This is a genomic window from Streptomyces sp. NPDC037273, from assembly GCF_055603625.1.
In genome coordinates this window covers 140,730-159,804 of record NZ_JBVJVO010000013.1, presented here as the reverse complement: position 1 = coordinate 159,804, position 19,075 = coordinate 140,730, and the positions used below count along the sequence as shown (strand labels likewise).

Annotated in this window: 12 protein-coding genes; 6 read left to right on the top strand and 6 right to left on the bottom strand. The window is 73.4% G+C overall.

What is annotated here, in order from left to right; all coding sequences use genetic code 11:
- The first annotated feature begins 111 nt into the window (after positions 1 to 111).
- Positions 112 to 2,652 carry an ATP-dependent Clp protease ATP-binding subunit gene (locus ACZ7G1_RS29385; protein WP_470871930.1) on the top strand — a complete coding sequence of 847 codons (2,541 nt, stop codon included), beginning with the start codon at positions 112 to 114 and terminating at the stop codon, positions 2,650 to 2,652.
- Between the two features lie 122 nt (positions 2,653 to 2,774).
- Positions 2,775 to 4,385: an FUSC family protein gene (locus ACZ7G1_RS29380; RefSeq protein ID WP_470872010.1), complete on the top strand. Its 1,611-nt coding sequence runs from the start codon at positions 2,775 to 2,777 to the stop codon at positions 4,383 to 4,385.
- Between the two features lie 6 nt (positions 4,386 to 4,391).
- Here ACZ7G1_RS29380 and ACZ7G1_RS29375 read toward each other — a convergent pair whose 3' ends face one another.
- On the bottom strand, positions 4,392 to 6,728 hold the full coding sequence (locus tag ACZ7G1_RS29375; RefSeq protein WP_470871928.1) for an FdhF/YdeP family oxidoreductase: 2,337 nt from the start codon (positions 6,726 to 6,728) through the stop codon (positions 4,392 to 4,394).
- A gap of 192 nt (positions 6,729 to 6,920) precedes the next feature.
- On the opposite strand from ACZ7G1_RS29375, the gene ACZ7G1_RS29370 reads away from it, so the two are divergent.
- Genes ACZ7G1_RS29370 through ACZ7G1_RS29360 form a run of 3 tightly spaced genes read left to right on the top strand, consistent with a single transcriptional unit; the run spans position 6,921 to position 9,367 of the window.
- Positions 6,921 to 7,907 carry a Dyp-type peroxidase gene (locus ACZ7G1_RS29370; RefSeq protein WP_470871927.1) on the top strand — a complete coding sequence of 329 codons (987 nt, stop codon included), beginning with the start codon at positions 6,921 to 6,923 and terminating at the stop codon, positions 7,905 to 7,907.
- Positions 7,908 to 7,912: 5 nt separating this feature from the next.
- Positions 7,913 to 8,728: a family 1 encapsulin nanocompartment shell protein gene (locus ACZ7G1_RS29365; RefSeq protein ID WP_470871925.1), complete on the top strand. Its 816-nt coding sequence runs from the start codon at positions 7,913 to 7,915 to the stop codon at positions 8,726 to 8,728.
- A 3-nt stretch (positions 8,729 to 8,731) separates the two neighbouring features.
- Positions 8,732 to 9,367: a DUF1345 domain-containing protein gene (locus ACZ7G1_RS29360; protein ID WP_470871924.1), complete on the top strand. Its 636-nt coding sequence runs from the start codon at positions 8,732 to 8,734 to the stop codon at positions 9,365 to 9,367.
- Here the strand turns inward: ACZ7G1_RS29360 and ACZ7G1_RS29355 are convergent, their stop codons facing one another.
- From ACZ7G1_RS29355 to ACZ7G1_RS29345, 3 genes are all read right to left on the bottom strand, one after another.
- Positions 9,368 to 10,189 carry a hypothetical protein gene (locus ACZ7G1_RS29355; protein WP_470871923.1) on the bottom strand — a complete coding sequence of 274 codons (822 nt, stop codon included), beginning with the start codon at positions 10,187 to 10,189 and terminating at the stop codon, positions 9,368 to 9,370.
- 5 nt (positions 10,190 to 10,194) lie between these two features.
- Entirely contained in the window at positions 10,195 to 10,656 is a 462-nt protein-coding gene (locus tag ACZ7G1_RS29350; RefSeq protein ID WP_470871922.1) for a GreA/GreB family elongation factor, read from the bottom strand.
- Between the two features lie 76 nt (positions 10,657 to 10,732).
- Positions 10,733 to 11,731 carry a glycoside hydrolase family 26 protein gene (locus ACZ7G1_RS29345; RefSeq protein ID WP_470871921.1) on the bottom strand — a complete coding sequence of 333 codons (999 nt, stop codon included), beginning with the start codon at positions 11,729 to 11,731 and terminating at the stop codon, positions 10,733 to 10,735.
- Between the two features lie 152 nt (positions 11,732 to 11,883).
- Here ACZ7G1_RS29345 and ACZ7G1_RS29340 point away from each other — a divergent pair, with 152 nt between their 5' ends.
- Positions 11,884 to 12,540, top strand: coding sequence for a maltokinase N-terminal cap-like domain-containing protein (locus ACZ7G1_RS29340; RefSeq protein ID WP_470871920.1), 657 nt, complete (start codon positions 11,884 to 11,886; stop codon positions 12,538 to 12,540).
- A gap of 11 nt (positions 12,541 to 12,551) precedes the next feature.
- Here ACZ7G1_RS29340 and ACZ7G1_RS29335 read toward each other — a convergent pair whose 3' ends face one another.
- Together ACZ7G1_RS29335 and ACZ7G1_RS29330 are read right to left on the bottom strand one after the other, a co-directional pair.
- Positions 12,552 to 13,631, bottom strand: coding sequence for a trypsin-like serine peptidase (locus tag ACZ7G1_RS29335; RefSeq protein ID WP_470871919.1), 1,080 nt, complete (start codon positions 13,629 to 13,631; stop codon positions 12,552 to 12,554).
- 6 nt (positions 13,632 to 13,637) lie between these two features.
- A complete protein-coding gene (locus ACZ7G1_RS29330; protein ID WP_470871918.1) occupies positions 13,638 to 18,863 on the bottom strand; it encodes a trypsin-like peptidase domain-containing protein in 5,226 nt (1,741 codons plus the stop codon).
- Between the last annotated feature and the right edge of the window lie 212 nt (positions 18,864 to 19,075).

Here is a 19,075-nt window from a genome sequence, read left to right as displayed (position 1 = left end):
CCGGGTGACGGCGGGCGGAGAGGGGGCATCACTCTCCGTCGCCCTCCGTTTGCGAAGAGCCAGGGGCCGCGTTTCAGTGGGAGCGACCCCCACGCGGCTCTGGAGCAGACAATGTCGATGGCGTTCGGTTCCCCCTTCGGTTCGTCCGACCCGTTCAGCGACATGCTGAACAGGTTCTTCGGCATGTCACCGGCGTCGTCGCCACCAGCGGTGCAGCGCGTCCCCATCGGGCGGCTGCTCACGGAGTCGTCGCACGAGCTGCTGAACACGGCGACCCGCAAGGCGGTCAGCGACGGCACGCAGGACCTCGACACCGAGCACCTGCTGTGGGCGGCGACCCAGGTCGACCCCGCCCGCAGGCTGCTCGCGCAGGTCGGCGTGGACCCGGACGCGCTCGCCGCGCAGCTCGAGAAGGTGCTGCCGAGGGAGTCCGGCGAGCCGTCCGCGGAGCCCGGTCTCACCCCGGCGGCCAAGCGCACACTCGCCGCCGCCTACGGGCATTCGCAGGCCGGGGGCGTCTCGTACATCGGCCCCGAGCACATCCTCAGCGCCCTCCTCGAGGACCCCGCGTCGGGTGCCATGAAGCTGCTGCGCGCGGACGACGTCGACGTACAGAAGCTGCGCGGGCTCTCGGAGCAGTCGGGCCGGGCGGAAGGCGGCGCACCGGCGGCGGCGAAGCAACAGCAGCAGCCGGCGACGAGCCTCGACGAGTACGGCAGGGACCTGACGGAGGAGGCGCGGGCCGGGAAGCTCGACCCGGTGGTCGGGCGGGCCGAGGAGATCGAGCAGACCGTCGAGATCCTCTCCCGCCGCTCCAAGAACAACCCCGTGCTCATCGGCGAGCCCGGTGTCGGCAAGACCGCCATCGTGGAGGGCCTGGCGCAGCGGATCGTCGCGGACGAGGTGCCCTCGACCCTGAAGGGCAAGCGGGTGATCTCCCTCGACCTGTCCGGGATGGTGGCCGGCGCGCAGTACCGCGGACAGTTCGAGGAGCGCCTGAAGAAGGTCATCGAGGACGTCCAGAACGCGAGCGGCGAGATCATCCTCTTCCTCGACGAGCTGCACACGGTCGTGGGCGCGGGCGCCACCGGCGAGGGCGCCATGGACGCGGGCAACATGCTCAAGCCCGCCCTCGCCCGCGGTGAGCTCCAGCTGGTCGGCGCGACCACCATCGACGAGTACCGCAAGCACATCGAGAAGGATGCCGCCCTCGAACGGCGCTTCCAGCCCGTGCTGATCCCGGAACCGACGGTCGAGGAGACCGTGCAGATCCTCGAAGGGCTCCGGGACGCGTACGAGGCCCACCACCAGGTCCGGTTCGCCGACGGGGCCCTGACGGCGGCCGCGGAGCTCTCCGACCGGTACATCAGCGACCGGTTCCTGCCCGACAAGGCGATCGACCTGATGGACCAGGCGGGCGCCCGGGTACGGCTCCGCGGCGCGGGCCGCTCCACCGAGGTGGTCAGCCGCGAGGACCGCCTCGCCAAGCTGCGGCGCGAGAAGGACGAGGCCGTCGCGGGCGAGCAGTTCGAGAAGGCCTCGGAACTGAAGCGGCAGATCGCCGAGGTGGAGGGCGAGCTCGCGGGCATCGAGGAGCGCCGTGAGGGCGTCGTCTCGGTGACGGCCGCCGACATCGCCGACATCGTGTCCCGGCGTACCGGCATCCCCGTCTCGCAGCTCACCGCCAGCGAGAAGGAGAAGCTCCTCCACCTGGAGGAGGAGATGCACGCCCGGATCGTCGGCCAGGGCGAGGCTGTCACCGCGGTCTCCGAGGCCGTGCGCCGCAACCGCGCCGGCATGGGCGACCCCAACCGGCCCGTCGGCTCCTTCCTGTTCCTCGGCCCGACCGGCGTCGGCAAGACGGAGCTCGCCAAGACGCTCGCCGAGCTGCTGTTCGGCGACGAGGACCGGATGATCCGGTTCGACATGAGCGAGTTCCAGGAGAAGCACACGGTCGCCCGGCTCGTCGGGGCTCCCCCCGGATACGTCGGGTACGAGGAGGCCGGCCAGCTCACCGAGAAGGTCAGGCGCCAGCCGTACAGCGTGGTGCTGTTCGACGAGGTGGAGAAGGGGCACCCGGACGTCTTCAACACGCTGCTGCAGATCCTCGACGACGGGCGCCTCACCGACGGCCAGGGCCGTACGGTCGACTTCCGCCACTGCGTCGTCATCATGACGTCCAACATCGGCGCGCACCGCATCCTCGCCCACGAGGGCGACGCGGCCGAGCTCAAGGACGAGCTGATGGAGGACCTGCGGGGACGCTTCCTGCCGGAGTTCCTCAACCGCATCGACGACATCATCGTCTTCCACAGCCTCACCGAGGACGACCTGTCCGAGATCGTCGAGCACCTCCTGGACCGCAGCAAGCACCGCGTCCACGCGCAGGGCATGACCCTGGAGGTCACCGAGGCGGCGAAGAAGCTGCTCGTCGCCCACGGCTACCAGCCGGCGTTCGGCGCCCGCCCGCTGCGCCGCACCATCCAGACCGAGCTCGACAACCGGGTCGCCTCGCTCCTCCTCGGCGGCGAGGCCGACCCGGGCGACACCATCGTCGCCGACGTCGTGGACGACTCGCTGCACTGCACCGTCCGCAAGGCGGAACCCGGCGCCGCCGCGGACACCGCGTCCTCGTCCGGCGACGACGCCTGAACGACCGGCGGGTGTCGGCCGGCCGGTGGCGGGCGGCGGGGCGTGCCCTGTCGCCCCGGGGCGCCCTCGCGCTGCAGAGCGTCGACGGCGCCCTGTCCTTCGCCGCACGCGCGGCGCTCGCCATGGCCCTGCCCGCCGTGCCGATGGCGCTGGCGGGACGGGCCGACGAGGCCGTCTACGCGATGCTCGGCTCGTTCACCACCACCTTCGGCCGCAACCTGCCGTACCGGCGCAGGGCCCGGGTCCTCGCGGTCGTCGCGGTGGCGATGACCGCCGGGGTGGGCTGCGGTGTCGCGCTCGCCGCCTGGGCGCGGCCGTGGAACGGGGGAGCGGGCGCCGCCCTGACGGTGGGCGCCATGGCGGTGGTCGCGGGCGCGGCGAAGTTCGCGTGCGACGCGGCCCTGCTGCGCGGCCTCGGCGCCGTCCTGCTGCTGTTCTCCTTCGCCGTGGCGGCCAACGGCGCCTCCGCCCCGGGTGACGTGCTGCCCCGTACCGTGCTGGCCGCCACCGGCGCCACCGTCGCCTGGATCCTCGCCATGGCCGGCCGGTTCACCCATCCGGACCGGCCGCAGCGGCTGGCCGTCGCGGCGGCGCTCCGGGAGCTCGCCGACCTGTGGGAGGCGAGCGGTACGGGGGCGGGCAGCGGGCTCGTACGGCACCGGGCGACGGCCGCCGTCCTCCAGGCGTACCGCACGCTCGGCCGGCTGCCCCCGACCTCGGCGGCCCGGCAGGGCCGGGGCGACACCTGCCTCCGGCTCACCGACCTGTGCTGGTCGCTGCTCATCGGCTCGCCGAGCCGGCCGCCGGACGACCCCGAGGCCCTGGCCGGGCAGCTGCGCCGCCAGGCCCGGCTGCTCGCGAGCCGCCGCCGACGGCTCCCGGGCGTCCTGCCGGAGCTCGCGGACCCGTCCCCGGCCTCCCGGCCGGGACGCCGGGGACGGGGTCCGGAGCGGGTCGGTCCGGGCAGCCGGGCGGCCGCCGAACTGCGGGCCGCCGAACTGGTGACGGGAGGGCGCCACGGCCGTGCGGCGGTCCTCCTGGTGCCCGCCCTGCGGATGACCCTCGGCACCGGCCTCGCGGGCGGGACGGCGCTCCTCCTCGGCCTCGGCCACGGCTACTGGGCGGCCATCTCGGCCGCCGCGGTCCTCCACTCGGTCAACGTGCGCACGGCGACCCAGCGGGCCGTGCAGCGCACCCTGGGCACGGTCGCGGGCCTGTTCCTCGCCCTGGGGGTGCTCGCCGCGGACCCCGGTCCCGTGGTGCTCGTCCTGGTGATCGTGCTGCTCGAGTTCCTCCTGGAGTACGTGGTGGCCCGCAACTACGGCCTCGGCGTCGTCTTCCTCACGCCGCTGGCCCTGCTCCTCTCCGACCTGGCCGCGCCCGCGCCGGCCGGGGTCCTGGTCGAGGACCGGGCGCTGGGCAGCGTCCTCGGGGTGGGCATCGCCCTGGGCTGCGCGCTGCTGGTGGTGCACGACCGGGCCGCCCTGCGGGCGCAGCGCGCGCTCGCCGCCTGCTCGGCCGTGTCGGACGAGGCCGAGCGGGTGCTCGCCGAGCGCGCTGCGCGGTCGTTCCCGCTGGTCCAGACGCGGCTCGCGGCGGCGGTGGTGGAGCTGCGGGAGGCCGACGACGCCGCGGCGGGCGAGCTGTGGCCCGCCGAGATCGACCCCACCGAACTGGCGGCGGCGGAGCGGCGGGCGTACCTCCTCCTGGAGCGGTTCCTCCGGTGGCGGTGAGCGCGGTCAGCCGGCGGGGGCGATCGTCACGCTGACGTGCTTCATGATCGGCTGGTCGCTCTGGGTGCTGTAGTCGCCGAGGGCGCACAGCACGTTCATCTCGGGCATGTAGCCGGCGGCGCAGCCGCGCGGGATGTCGTACGGGACGGCGAGGTAGCCGTTGAGGGAGCGGTGGGTGCCGTCCCGCGCGGTGCTGGTGATGTCGACGGGGCCGAGGTCGGCGATCCCGCGTTCCCGCATGTCGGCGCGGTTCATGAAGACGAGGGTGCGCAGGTTCTTGACGCCCCGGTAGCGGTCGTTGTCGGAGTAGATGGTGGTGTTCCACTGGTCGTGCGAACGCATGGTGCCGAGGGCGAGGGTGCCGGGCGCGGGGACGACGTCGGGGAGTGCGGCGGCGGAGAACTCGGCGCGTCCGGAGGGGGTGAGGAAGACGAGTTCGCGGGCGGGCTGCTTGATGCGGAAGCCGAGCGGCAGCCGTACCCGTCGGTTGAAGTCCTCGAAGCCGTCGAGGACCTTGGCCATGGTGTCGCGGACGCGGTCGTAGTCCTCGACGTACCACTCCCAGGGCGTCGCGCTGTCGGGCAGGGCGGCGCGGGCCATGCCGGCGATGATGGCCGGTTCGGAGAGCAGATGGGGCGAGGCGGGGCGCTTCATGCCGAGGGAGAGGTGGACCATGCTCATCGAGTCCTCGACGGAGGTGCTCTGGACGCCCTTGCGCTGGTGGTCCTTCTCGGTGCGGCCGAGGCAGGGGAGGATGAGGGCCCGGGCGCCGTGGACGATGTGGCTGCGGTTCAGTTTGGTGCTGACCTGGACGGTGAGGTCGCAGGTGCGCAGCGCCGCGTAGGTGACGGGGGTGTCGGGCGCGGCGAGGGCGAAGTTGCCGCCCATGCCGACGAACACCTTGATCTCGCCGCGGCCCATCGCCTCGATGGTGCGGACGGTGTCCAGGCCGTGGGCGCGGGGCGGTTCGATCGCGCAGACCTCGGCGAGCCGGTCGAGGAAGGCCTCGCTGGGGCGGTGGTCGATGCCGCAGGTGCGGTTGCCCTGGACGTTGCTGTGTCCGCGTACGGGGGAGGGGCCGGCGCCTTCGCGGCCGAGGTTGCCGCGGAGCAGCAGCAGGTTGACGATCTCGCGGACGGTGTCGACGCCGTGCTCGTGCTGGGTGACGCCCAGGCACCAGCTGACGATGGAGCGGTCGGCCTCGCCGTACACCCGGGCGGCCTTGAGGATGTCGGCGCGGGTGAGTCCGGACTGTCTCTCCAGCTCCTCCCACGGCGTGCCCTCGCACAGGGCGCGGTAGGCGTCGAAGCCGGTGGTGTGACGGTCGATGAACTCGCGATCCAACGCCTTGGGGTCGGTCGCCGAGTGCTCCAGGATCGCTTTGGCCATGCCGCGCACCAGCGCCATGTCGCCGCCGATGCGGGGCTGGAGGTTCAGGGTGCTGGTCCTGGTGGACTTGAACAGGGCCATGTCGGTGAAGTCGTGCGGGACGATGGTGCGGGTGGCGGCGGCCTCGACCAGCGGGTTGACGTGCACGATCTGTGCGCCGCGGTGGTAGGCCTCGGCGAGGGCGGTGAGCATACGGGGCGCGTTGGAGGCGGCGTTGACGCCGAAGATGAACAGCGCGTCGGCCGTCTGCCAGTCGACGAGGTCGACGGTGCCCTTGCCGGTGCCCAGGGAGGCCGTGAGGGCGCGGCCGCTGGCCTCGTGGCACATGTTGGAGCAGTCGGGCAGGTTGTTGGTGCCCAGTTCGCGGGCCATCAGCTGGTAGAGGAACGTGGCTTCGTTGCCGAGCCGGCCCGAGGTGTAGAACGACGCCTGGTTCGGGTCGTCGAGGTCGCGCAGGGCCCGGCCGACGAGCTCGAAGGCGTCCTTCCAGGCGATGGGGACGTAGTGGTCGGACGCGGGGTCGTAGACCATCGGTTCGGTCAGCCGGCCCTGGTTCTCCAGGTCGTAGTCGCTCCAGCCGGCGAGTTCGGTGACCGAGTGGGCGGCGAAGAACTCCCGCCCGACCCGTTTGCTCGTCATCTCCCAGGTGACGTGCTTGATGCCGTTCTCGCAGATGTCGAGATGCAGGCCCTTGGTGTCGTCGGGCCACGCGCAGCCGGGGCAGTCGAAGCCGGTGTTCTCGTGGTTCATCCGCATGATCGCGCGCGGGCCGTCCACCAGGGCCTTCTCGCGCAGCAGGAAGCTCGTCACGCTCTTGGCGGCGCCCCAGCCCGCCGCGGGGTGGTGGTAGGGCTCGAAGTGGGGCTCGCCCTCGGGAGCGGGTCCCACGGGGGCTCCGGACCGCTGCGGGTCCTGTCCGTCCCGGGTGGTGTTCTTGTCCTGGTCGGTGCTCAAGGCGCTTCACCCTTTCGCCCGGCGCGGGCGCGCGGGCACGGTGGCACGAGGACCCCTTCGGGCAGGCTAAGCCCGCCGTCCGGAGCCTGCCACCGGGCACCGGGGGACCCGCGCCGGGCTGCGTGAGGGATCATGCGCCCCTACGCTGGCGCTGTCCCTTTCCTCCGCATTTCCGGTCTTCGTGGGAGCGTCATGGTCGTACCCCAGCCCGTCGTCGCCTCGCCGCCGCGAGCCGCCGTGTTCCTGGTGGTCACGGTCAACCCGGGCGGCGAGAGTGTTGTACGGGACGTTCTCCAGGACCTGACGGGCCTGACCCGTTCCGTGGCGTTCCGCGCCCCCGACGACCGCCTCACCTGCATCACCGGCATCGGCTCCGGGGCCTGGGACCGGCTCACCGGCGGGCCGCGCCCCCGCGACCTGCACCCCTTCGTGCCGCTGCGCGGCCCCCGGCACCGGGCGCCCGCCACCCCCGGCGACCTCCTGTTCCATCTGCGCGCCCGCCGCATGGACCTCTGCTTCGAGCTGGCCCGGCTGATCGTGGACGCGCTCGGCGCCGCGGTGACCGTCGTCGACGAGGTCCACGGCTTCACCTACTTCGACCAGCGCGACCTGCTCGGCTTCGTCGACGGCAGCGAGAACCCGACCGGCACCACCGCCCTCGAAGCGGTCCACATCGGCGACGAGGACCCCGACTTCCGGGGCGGCAGCTACGTCATCGTGCAGAAGTACCTGCACGACATGGCCGCCTGGGGCGCCCTCGGCGACGAGGAGCAGGGCAGGGTCATCGGACGCGTCAAGGCGTCCAACGTCGAACTCCCCGACGACGTCAAACCGGCCGACTCCCACGTGGCGCTGAACACGGTCGTCGACGACGACGGCGTCCAGCAGCAGATCCTGCGCGACAACATGGCGTTCGGACAGGTCGGCGGCGGCGCGTTCGGCACCTACTTCATCGGGTACGCGCGGACGCCCGCCGTCACCGAACGGATGCTGCGCAACATGTTCCTCGGCGACCCGCCGGGCAACACCGACCGCATCCTCGACTTCTCGCGCGCCGTGACCGGCTGCCTCTTCTTCGTGCCGAGCGCCGACCTCCTCGACGACCTTCCCGCCGCGCCGCCGGCCGCCGTCGCCGTCCATGGGGACTCCCTGGGCATCGGCGGCATGAAAGGAGCCTGAGCCCCATGACGACCCCCGACGTCACGAACAACCTGCACCGCGAGCTCGCCCCCATCACCCCGGCGGCCTGGGCCGAGATCGAGGAGGAGGCCCGCCGCACCTTCCGGCGCCATGTCGCGGGCCGCCGCGTCGTCGACGTCCCCGAACCGGCCGGCCCCGGGCTCGCCGCCGTCGGCACCGGGCACCTCACCGCGATGGAACCCCCGGCGCCCGGCGTCACCGCGCGGCTCCGCGAGGCGAAACCCCTCGTCGAGCTCCGCGTCCCGTTCACCGTCGACCGGGCCGCCGTGGACGACGTCGAGCGCGGCTCCAAGGACTCCGACTGGCAGCCCGTCAAGGACGCCGCGAGGACCATGGCGTTCGTCGAGGACCGGGCCATCTTCGACGGGTACGCGGCCGCCGGCGTCGAAGGACTGCGCGCCCGCAGCTCCAACCCGGTGGTCCGGCTGCCCGAGGAGCCCAGCGACTACCCGGACGCCGTCAGCAGGGCCCTGACCTCGCTGCGCCTGGCCGGCGTCGACGGCCCGTACGCGCTGCTCCTCGGAGCCGACCAGTACCGGGCGGTCAGCGAGACCTCCGACCACGGCTACCCCATCGCGGCCCACCTCGGCCGGATGCTCGACGGCTCCCCGATCTGGGCGCCGGCCCTCAGCGGCGGCTTCGTCCTGTCCACCCGCGGCGGCGACTTCGAACTCCTCCTCGGCCAGGACGTGGCCATCGGCTACACGGGCCACGACGAGAACAGCATCCACCTCTACTTCCACGAGACGCTGACCTTCCGCACCTACACGGACGAGGCCGTGGTCGTCCTGGAAGCCTGAGCGGTGAACCGCCTGTTCGCCGGCGCCGTGTCGCGGCTGGCCGCCTCGGCGGTCGCCGGCGTCGCGACCGGCGCCGTCGTCGCCGGACTGACCCACACCCCGCTCGGCGTCCTCGCCGGCATCGCCGCCTCGGAGACCCTCTTCGTCGTCACGGGCTGGCTCGTCCTGTGGCCCATGGACGCCGCCACCACCCACCGCAACGTCCGCCGCGAGGAGTTCCGCCCGGTCGTCGAGGAACTCGCCGTCGTCGCGACCGCCGTCTGCGGCCTCGTCGGCATCATCGTGATGCTGATCGTCGGCCACTCCGACCTCAGCCACGCCGCGGCCGCCACGGCCCTCTGCGGCGTCTTCATGGGCTGGGCGGCGCTCCACCTCACGTACGCCACCCGGTACGCGTACCTCTACTACGCCCTGAAGCCCGGCGGCGGGATCGACTTCAACTCGTCGGTCCCGCCGCGCTACAGCGACTTCCTGTACTTCAGCTACAACCTCGGCATGACCTACCAGGTCTCCGACACGAACGTGTCCAGCACCGGCATCCGCGCGGTCGCCCTGCGGCACTGCCTGCTGTCGTACGTCTTCGGCGCCAGCATCCTGGCCACCACCATCAACCTGGTCACCGGCGTCGTCACCGGCTGATCAGGTGCGCCACCACGGTTCGCGGACGTAGCGGCTCTCCTCGCTCGTGCAGCCCAGGCCGTTGGAGATCTGGCCGGTGTCCAGGTTCCAGCCGACGACGCCGTCCCCCTCGCGGCCCAGTTCGATCAGCCGGTCGGTGACGGTCTCGGTGCCGGCCGTCACCCGGCAGGTGACGATGGTCGTCCACGACTGCCCGTCCAGGGCCGAGGCGAAGGCGAGCAGCGGGAGGACGATCACGGCGAGGCAGCCGGCCGCCCACTGCTCGACGGAGGCGGCCCGGCGCAGCCAGGCGGGCGGCCGGTAGTCCTCGTCCCGTGCGCTCTCCGGGCGGCCGTGCCCGTGGTGCGTCCGGCGCCGGCCGGTGCGGTACTCGACGACGACGCCCTGGCGGAGCGCGTACGCGGCGAGTCCGGTGGCCAGGCCCCACCAGGGGCCGAAGAAGCAGGCGTCGATGACGCCCACCGCGACCGGGTTGACGACGGTGAGGGCCGCCCGGCGGGCCGCGCCGGCGAGTCCGCCGTGCGAAGGGATGGCGCCGCGCGCGGCGAACAGGGCGAACACCACCCGGGAGGCGACGACGCCGAGGACCGAGCCGAGCAGCGGATCGGTGATCACCATGCCGAGCAGCACGTCGGGCCAGTTGCCCGGCTCCATGCCGACCAGGACGTCACGGACCGCGTCGCCGCCGCCCACCGTGTACGCCACCTTGGCGATCGGCAGGGCGAGCGCCAGGGCCATCAGGACGGTGTGCCCGGGGCCGCCCTTGCGGTCGACCTCGCGGGCCTGGGACTCGTACCGCGTGTCGGCGGCGGCCTCCGGCACGGCGGTCAGCCGAGCGAGAGCACGACCGCCGTGGTCCGCCCGGCGGGCGTCGCGTACGTCACGGTGTCACCGGTGCGGTGGCCGAGGAGCGCGCGGCCGAGCGGGCTGTCCGCCGTCACGAGCCCCGGGTCCCCGGCGTCGGCGATCTCACCGATGTGGAAGTCCGACTCCGTGCCGTCCGAGAACCGCACCGTCACCGAACTGCCCACGCCGATCGAGTCGGTGGGCGGGGCGCCCGCCGCGGCACCCTCCTCAAGTCGTCCGTCGATCTCGGCGATCCGGGTGTCGAGCCGGTCCAGATCGTCGGCGCGCTGGAGCTCGTCGGCCTGGTCCGCCCGGTCGCCGACCTCGTCGTCGGAGCCGCCCAGCGTGGCGGCCACGCTGTCGCGCTCGGTACGCAGTTCGGCGAGCTCCCGCCGGAGCGCCTCACGGGCCGCGTCGCTGATGGGCTCGGGTCCACCGGTCATGGATGCTCCCTGTTCTAGGAGAGGGCATTACAAGACATAACGAGACAATCTAGGACGTGTCGAGACTAACAGTGGATCACCGGCGCCGGTACTCGCGCGCCGCCTTCCGGTTCCGGCCGCACTGCCACACGCCGTGGGGGCAGTAGTCCGTCAGCGACTCGTACACCGGCCGGTGCGTCGCGAACCACTGCCGCATCCCCCGGACGTACGCGGGATCGTCGCCGTTGCGGAACAGACCCCACTCCGGATACGACACGGGCTTGCGGTGCTGCCGGGCGAACGTGACCTGGGCGCGCAGGCCGTACGGTTCCTCGACCTGCTGCCGGAAGGTCAGCCGGCGCGGCTGGTCGTAGCTGTCCATGCCGATGATGTCGACGTACCCGTCACCCGGGTAGCAGCGCGTCCACGGGACCGCGTCCCGCCCCCGGCTGGGCGCGAAGTCGAAGCGGAACCGCTGCCCCGGCACGGAACGCATCGCGGTCACGATCCGCCGCCAGTAGGCGCGCCAGGCCGCCGGCGCCGGCCCGCAGCGATGGGTGTACGTGATCCCGTTCATCTCCCAGCCGAGCACGATCACGCTGTCGCCCAGCTTCGCCGCCACCAGACGCCGGGCCAGCGTCCTGAAGTGCCGGTCGTAGCGCCCGCGCCCCCCGGCCCGCAGCATCAGGGCCACGTCCCGGTCGGCGACCCGCGCCTCACTGCGCTCCAGCATCGGCACGTTGAGCACGAGCAGCCGGTCGCGCCGCCCCGCCCGCCAGCGCGCCCACGGCGCCAGGAACGCGGCGGGACCCTCGATGCTCTCCCAGTCGTCGCCCGGCAGATACGTCCGCCCGGCGAGCAGCGGCCCCCGGCCCCGCCACTTCTCCACCCGGGCGATCCTCGCCACCCCCGCCGCACCCGAACCGGTGAAGACCCCCGCGAGCGTCGTCCGCGCCGCACCGCCCTTCCCCTCGGTCCGGGGCGCCGGTTCACCCGGCACCCCGAGCAGCAGGGCGAGCAGAACGGCGACCACGGCGGCACGCGACAGCGCGGCGCGGGCGGAGAGAGCGGTGAGGGCGGTGAGGCTGGGACGCACGCTGCCGATCCTCGCGGCACTTCCCGTCCTCCCCGCGCCGCCACCAGCGGGGAGCCCGACTGTCACCCCTTCGGCGGGGGCACGTCTGTTACCTTGCGGCTCGCCGGGCCCCAGGTCCGGCGAGCGTCCCGACCGAGAGGAAGAAGCCCGCGATGGCCGTCATCCACCACACGACGATGCAGCCCACCAAGCTGGAGCTGCTGACCGAGTGGCTGCCCACCCGCGCCTGGTACACCGAGGGGAAGGGCGGGCCGAGGCCGGCCAAGGCGGGCGGGTTCCGGCTCGACGACCCCGAGGGCGAGGTCGGCATCGAGTTCATGGCGGTGGCCGACGGCCCGGAGGACGAGGCGGTCGTCCACCTGGTCCCCATGACCTACCGAGGCGCTCCGCTCGAAGGCGCCGAGCACGCCCTCATCGGGACCTCCGAGCACGGCGTCCTCGGCACCCGCTGGATCTACGACGGCACCCACGACCCGGTCCTCGTCGCCCAGTTGTACGCCCTCCTCGCCGGACGGGCCGTCGCGCAGCACCAGAACGTGGACGACACCCCGGACCCCACCGTCGCCGCCGACTACACCCCCGCCGCCGACGCCGCCGAACTGGTACGGGTCACCGACGGCTCCGGCCACACCGACATCGTGGTACGCACCCTCGGCACCCCCGAGGCCGCCGAACTCACCCTCCGTGTACGGCGCGTGCTGCGACCCGGACCCGACACCGCCCCCGCGGCCGGCCGCCTCACCGCCACCTGGCTGCTCCCCGACGGCACCACCGCGCAGGGCGCGTACGCCGACGTCCTCGGCGCCTGAGGCGCTCCCGGTCACACCCAGTTGACCTCGGCCGCGGCGAGCAGCGGGTCGTCGATCAGCTCCCACAGCGGGACGGCGAAGTTGCCCGTTCCGTAGCGGCCGCCGAAGTGCAGGCCGAGGACGCGGTGGTCGTCGAGGTCGAAGACGGGGGAGCCGCTGTTGCCGCCGAGGGTGGAGCAGTCGTGCTTCATCACCAGGCCGCCCGGGGTGAACTCGGTGGCGACACCCGGCTGGAGACGCTTCACGTTGTAGACGTCCATGAAGATCCGGCGCATCGACTCGGGCTCGTTGCGCCGGCCGTCCCAGGCCGGGTACCCCACCACGTACACCGGGCGGCCCGGCAGGCTCGCCGGGGCGTCCGCCGCCACCGCGAGCGGGCCGGGCAGCGTGCCGTCCGCGGCCGGCTCGATCCGCAGCAGCGCCATGTCGACATCGGGGTGGATCCCGATGACCTCGACGATCTCGTACGGGACGCTCGCCGCGTGCGGTTCGCCCGCCACGGGCAGCTCCTCGGCCGGGTCCACGCGCGCCGACATGCCGTACTCGAAGGCCCAGCGGCTCAGGCCGTCCTCGAACCGGCTGAACTCCACCGCCACATGACGGTTCGTCATGACCGTGCGCGGCCCGACGAGGAACGCGGTGCCGATCCAGTCGAGCCGGGGATGCCCGGTGACCTCGACCCGGCCGACCCGCAGCAGGGACTCCCGGATCGCCTGCCGGTGCCTGTCGAGGACCGCCCACTCGTCCCGCTGCGGGGCGAAGTCCTGGCGCTGCACCAGGATCGCCGGACGGCCCTCCAGGAGGACGATCGCCTCCACGCCGAAGGACTCGTCCGGGGCCAGCTCGTCCTCGCGGTGCTCCGCCAGCTTCTCCAGGCCGCTGACCCCGGCCTCCAGGACACGGGCCCGCTCCTCGCGGGCGAACCGCGAGATCTCCGCCGCCGGTGCCACGTCGGCCGGGAGCTCCAGCGCGGACTCGGCGATCTCCGCCTCCAGATCCGCGCGCACCCGCGCCGCGACCTCCCGCAGATCACCGAAGATCCGCTCGGTGGCGGTCGCGACCGGGGACACGCCCCGCGATCCGTTCGCCATGCTCCCTCACCTCGGCTTCCCGTTCGTGCGCTCGCCGGAGGCCGGCCGGCCCGACTGGGCGGCCATGACCTCCTCGTACAACTCGGGCCGGAACTCCCGGAGATGGGCCAGGATGCTGCTCATCTGGGTGCCGACGTTCACGAACCGGGTCTTCCCGCCCTGGAACTCGACCTCGTCGACCTTCCGCGTCCCCCGGTGCAGCCCCACCACCGTCCAGTCGTCCAGACAGACAGGGGAGCCCGACGAGCCGCCCCGGGTGTCGGTGAAGTACAGGATGTCGTGCTCGTCGGCCCGGTAGACCAGGTTGTTGCGCAGCGCGACCCGCTTCGGCAGCCCGCCCGGGTGCTGGATGATGTTGACCGGCACGCGCTGCCGCTCCCGCACGAGCAGCGGCCGGGTGGCGATCCGCAGCGTCGGCCGCGCCTCCTGGTCGGGCGCGAGCCGCACGATGGCGTAGTCGAGCCCCGCGTCCCAGGCCGCCAGTTCACCGGCCGTCGCCTCCGGCGCCGCCGCCGCGTTCTCGACGAAGTCGAAGCGGGAGCGTGACATCAGCGCCTGGAGCCGCAGGTCCTCGTCGCTCACATAGGGGCGCACGCCCGACTCCCACGAACGGGCCATCACCACATGGTGGTTGGTGATCAGCAGCCCCGGCGCGAGCATCCAGCCCGTGCCGCCGTGCGGATACGAGGGGAGGAGCGGCGCGCCCGACTCGTACGGCGGGATCCGCAGCAGTGCGACGGACGCCCCGGCCCGGATGCCGCCGTGCAGGAACTCGTACGGCACGGTGTCGTCCTGGAGGACGATCTCCTCCTTCATCTCCCCGGGCATCATGTCCGCCGGGAGCTCCGCCTCGCCGGTGATCTCGCGGGACACCGCGTCGAGGGCGCCCTGGAGCACGGCCCGCGGACCCGGCTCGTGGACGTGCTCGATCGCGTTGTGCAGCCAGATCTCCAGCGGCACGAGACCGTCGAGCAGCCGCTCCACGTGGTTCATCGCGTTCAGGTCGGCATGCGCCTGCTCGCGGGGGTCGTCCATCGGCTCCAGCGTGGCCGTGAAATAGCCCGGGATGCCCTTGAGCAGCGCCGGGCGCAGGGCGCGGTCGGCGAGCCCCGCCTCCATCGCCGCGTTGCGTATCCGGATCAGCTCGACCTGCGGCAGGAACGGCACCTTGCGCAGCGCCGCCCCGGCGGCGTTCGGCGGCGGCCGCGTCCACAGTCCGGTGCCGCCGTGCCGGGGGCGCGGACCGGCCGGCGGCCCGGCCGGACCGCCTCGCTCCGGCACCGGACCGTGCGGGCCCGCGTCCATCGCCGAGGCGACCCCGAGGAGGAGGTCCCCGCTGCCGTCCCGCAGGGTCAGCACCTGCCGGGCGACGCCGTCCAGGGTGCCCCGCCGCCGCGCCTCCCGCAGATCCCGCTCGATCCGGTCGAGGTCGGGACGCTCCGCGCCCGGCGGCGGACCGGCCTCGCCCGCCGCCGCCTCCAGGATCCGGGTCAGCGGCCGGCGCAGCGCCGGCTCGTCGGTCATCGTCGTGTCGATCCAGCGGGCCAGCTCGGTGATGACGGCCTCCTCGTCCGCCGGCAGCCCCACCAGACGCAGGGTGTGCTCCAGGAGCCGCGGGTCCGCCTGACAGGCCGTGGCGGCGGCCGTACGGGCCAGCGACGGCTGCCGGGCCAGATCGGCGTCCGGCATCCCGCGCAGCGTCCGGGCGAGCCGCTCCTGGGCCGGGGCGGCGTCGACGTCGGCCAGCGCGGCCAGCCGGGACCGCGCCACCAGGACGCCCAGGGACTCGTACCGCAGCCCGAGGCCCGCCGCGAGCTCCTCCGCCTCCTGCAGATCGCGGTCCGCGTCCGCGAAGTCGCCCGCGTCCTGCGCGAGCCGCGCCGACAGCTGGAGCAGTTCGAGCTGCGTCTCGGCGCAGCCCGCCTCCTCCGCCCGGTCCACCGCCCGCTCCGCGCCCTCCCGCGCCTCCGCCGACCGGCCCGAGCGGGCCAGGGTCTCGGCGAGCAGCGCGTGCAGTCTGCTGCACGGCGTCCACGGCCGCCGCTCGGCGAGCCGCTGGGCCGCCGCCTCCACGTACCCCTGGGTGAGCAGGTCCTCCACCTCGCGGGCGGCGATCCGCTCCCAGTCCTCCTGGTCGGCCTCGGTCATGATCTGGTCCGGCACGTGCCCGCCGATCCGGCCCAGGAGGAAGGCGGCCGAGCGGTGCGACATCTCCCGGTGCGTCGACCCGCCCAGGTACGGGGCCACGCCCGACTCCCAACGCGACTCCACCGTGCGGGGGTTCTCGCCCAGCCGCAGCCGGTGGTAGATCTCCTCGGCACGGTCGCGGGCACCCTCGCGGGCCGCGTAGTACGCGACGGCCCTGCGGTCCACCGCCCGCATCAGATCGGTCCGCGCCCGGTCCGAGAGCCGCAGCATGATGGCCCGCAGATCCGCCCGGTGCCGGATGGCCTCGGGTCCCGCCGACTCCATCAGATCGACCCGCGAGGTCAGCAGCCCGTACAGCCGGCGTGCCTCCGCCGGGGTGTCCACGCGCAGCCCCGCCGGGCCCGCGAGCACCTCGCGGACCAGGTCGGGGGTGATGAACCGGAGCGCCAGGCCCGCCTGGACGAGGGCACGGACGTCGTCCTCCGCGATGTGCTTGAGGAGCCGGTCGTACAGCGTCCCCTGGATCAGCATCTGGTCGACCTGCCGGTCGAAGTACCGTCGCCGGGACGGCAGTCCGCGCAGCAGCTCGCCGAGCGAGGGCGAGTCCGTGCCGAGCGCCACCGCCGTGCGGGCCGCGAGGCGCAGGCTCAGCGGATGGCCGCCGATCCGGTCCGCGAGGTCCTCGGCGAGCGGCTCGTCGTCGACCCCGGAGGACATGAGCAGGTCCACCGACGCCCGGTGGTCGAGCTCGGTGAGCTCCATCGTGCGGGGGGTCAGGACGCGGGCCGGATGGTCGATCGGCGCCCGCCCGCAGACGATGAACCGCAGCCGTGAGTAGGCGGCCCGCAGCGCGGTCCAGATCGCCCACATCCGCGCGATGACGGGGGAGCCCCGGTACTGGGCCTCCTCGAAGGAGTCGACGACCACGAGCAGCGGCGGGGCCGTGCCGCCCGGCGCCGGCCGCACGGCCTCGGCGGCCAGCGACGCCGCCCGGTGGGCGAGCTCCTGCTCGCGGGCACTGGCCCGGGCGTGGAAGTCCGCCGAGTAGTCGCGGCCCATCGTGGCCCGGGTGCCGGCCAGCTGGTACAGCTCGTCCAGCTCGTTGCGCTCGCCGCGCTGCACCGCCGCGGTCCGCTCGCACTCGTCCGCCAGCGCGTCGAACTCGGCGCGGTACGCGGGATGGTGGACGCCCAGCTGGCGGGCCACCTCCGCGATCACGGTGGCCGGTTCGTGGATGGACAGCGTCGGCCGGGCGAAGTCGATGTAGGCGAAGGGGAATCCGGTCGGCGCGGCGGCCAGCGCGTCCACCAGGAACTTCGCGAGCAGCGTGCTCTTCCCGATACCGCCCACGCCGTGGATGAGCACGGGAGGCTCCGCCGGCTCCTCGGGCAGGGCCAGATAGGCGTGCAGGGCGTCGAGTTCGGCGGTGCGGCCGTGGAAGGTCCCCCGGATCAGCCGGTGCATCGGCTGCAGCATCCGGGCCTTCTCCAGCCGGTGCTGCACGTCGTCCACGGCCGGCAGCCCGCTCACCCCCGGCACCCGGCTCAGCCACAGCACGGCCTGCAGCGTGTCGGACAGCTCCTCGACCGGATCCTGGGCCGACGAGGCCGACAGCCCTTCGAGGGGCCCGTCCGGGGGCCCGTCGAGCCTCCCGTCGGCGGGCGGCAGGCCGCCACCGCCGAGCAGCGCCAGCGCGGTCCGCTCAGGTCCCGGGCCGTCCGGACGCAGCCCTATGTTGGCCTCCAGGGCGCGCGCGGCGGCACCCGGGCCGGCCAGCTCCGCGAGCGTCGCGTCACGGACCTCTGGCTTGAGCGTCCACACCGTCGCCGGCGCCCCCGCCGGGGCCGGCAACCCCGTGCAGTCGTCGACGAGTTCGAGGACCGCCCGCCCGGTGGGCCGCTCCTCGCCCGGCAGCCGCAACAGCGCCGGATCGAACTCCTGCAGCAGGCACGCCGCCTCGCGGTACGCCCTGCGCAGGTCCGGCAGCGCGGCCGCGGGCGCGGCGAGACCGGTGCGGAGCGCGTCACGGAGCAGCGGTCCGGCCGCCCCGGGCGCCGGTGCCGGAGCCGGCGGCAGCGCCCGGCGGAGCCGTACGACGTCCTCCACCGCCGTGCACACCCGGCGCATGTAACTGTCCCCGTCCGAGGCTTCCTCCACGGCCCTCAGCACCTCGGTGACGGCCGTCTCTGTCAGCTCGCCGGCCGCGCCCTCCTGCCCGGCGGGAAGCGTGTCGACGAAGAACTCCATGAAGAAGTCCCGCAGATCGCCCTCGTCGACCAGCCGCGTCGTGTCCCGGCACTCGTTCTTGCGTATCTCGTACGGGAGTTGGCGCATCGTGGACGAGTAGCCGAGCAGTACGAGGCGCGGCACCGTCTCCGAGCGGACCGGGGTGTACTCGTACACGGCGCGGGCCAGGACGCCGATGCAGTCCCACACGTCCGACTGCGGGTCGAGCCGGTCGCAGTCGTCGAGCACCAGCCAGAACCGGTCCTCGGCCGCCGTCGCGCGGGCGACGATCCGGTGCGCCGCGTCCTCGAAGCACGGCAGTGGATCGTTCAACCGTGTGGGATTCAACAGGACCGCGTCGGCCCCCGGCCCCGACACGAACGCCGACAGCCGCTCCATCAGCCGCGCCGCCGTCGACGTCCGCGACAGCGTCACCCGCACCGGCCGGAAGTCGCAGTGCTGCCCCAGATGCCGGATCAGCTCGTACGTGTACGACCGCCCGCTGTCCGGCGGCCCGTCCACCACCAGGACCGTCTGCTCCGGATCGGCCAGGAACCCCCGCAGCTTCTCCCGCAGTTCCCTCCGGTCGAGGAACACCTCCGTACCGTGCTTCAGCAGCCGGCTCTCGAACGGATCCAGCGCCGACCGCCGCACCCGCTCGTCCTCCCTCAGCCGCGTCAGCAGGTTCCGCGCCTCCGCCCCCTGCCCGAACGCGTGCGGATCATCGATCGCCCCCAGCTCGTCCAGCCCCGCCAGCACCGCCAGCAACCGCCGCTGATGCGCGACATCCCTCCGCGCCGCCCCCACCACCAACAGCGCGTTCCGCTCGGCGTCCGGCGTCAGCCCCAGATCCTCCACGAAATCCGCCGGCAACCCCGCGCGCAGCAACCCCTCCCTCGGCTCAGCTGTGTCGAGAAGATGATCCCGCACCCAACTGGCGACAAGCCCCCACTCCGTCTCGGTGAGCGGCATACCGCACCTACCCGGCGCTTCGCGCAGCGCCGGTCGCTCCGGCGCCGGAGGTGATCCCTTCCATCGTTCCACCGCCCGAGAACCCCCGCAATCGCTGC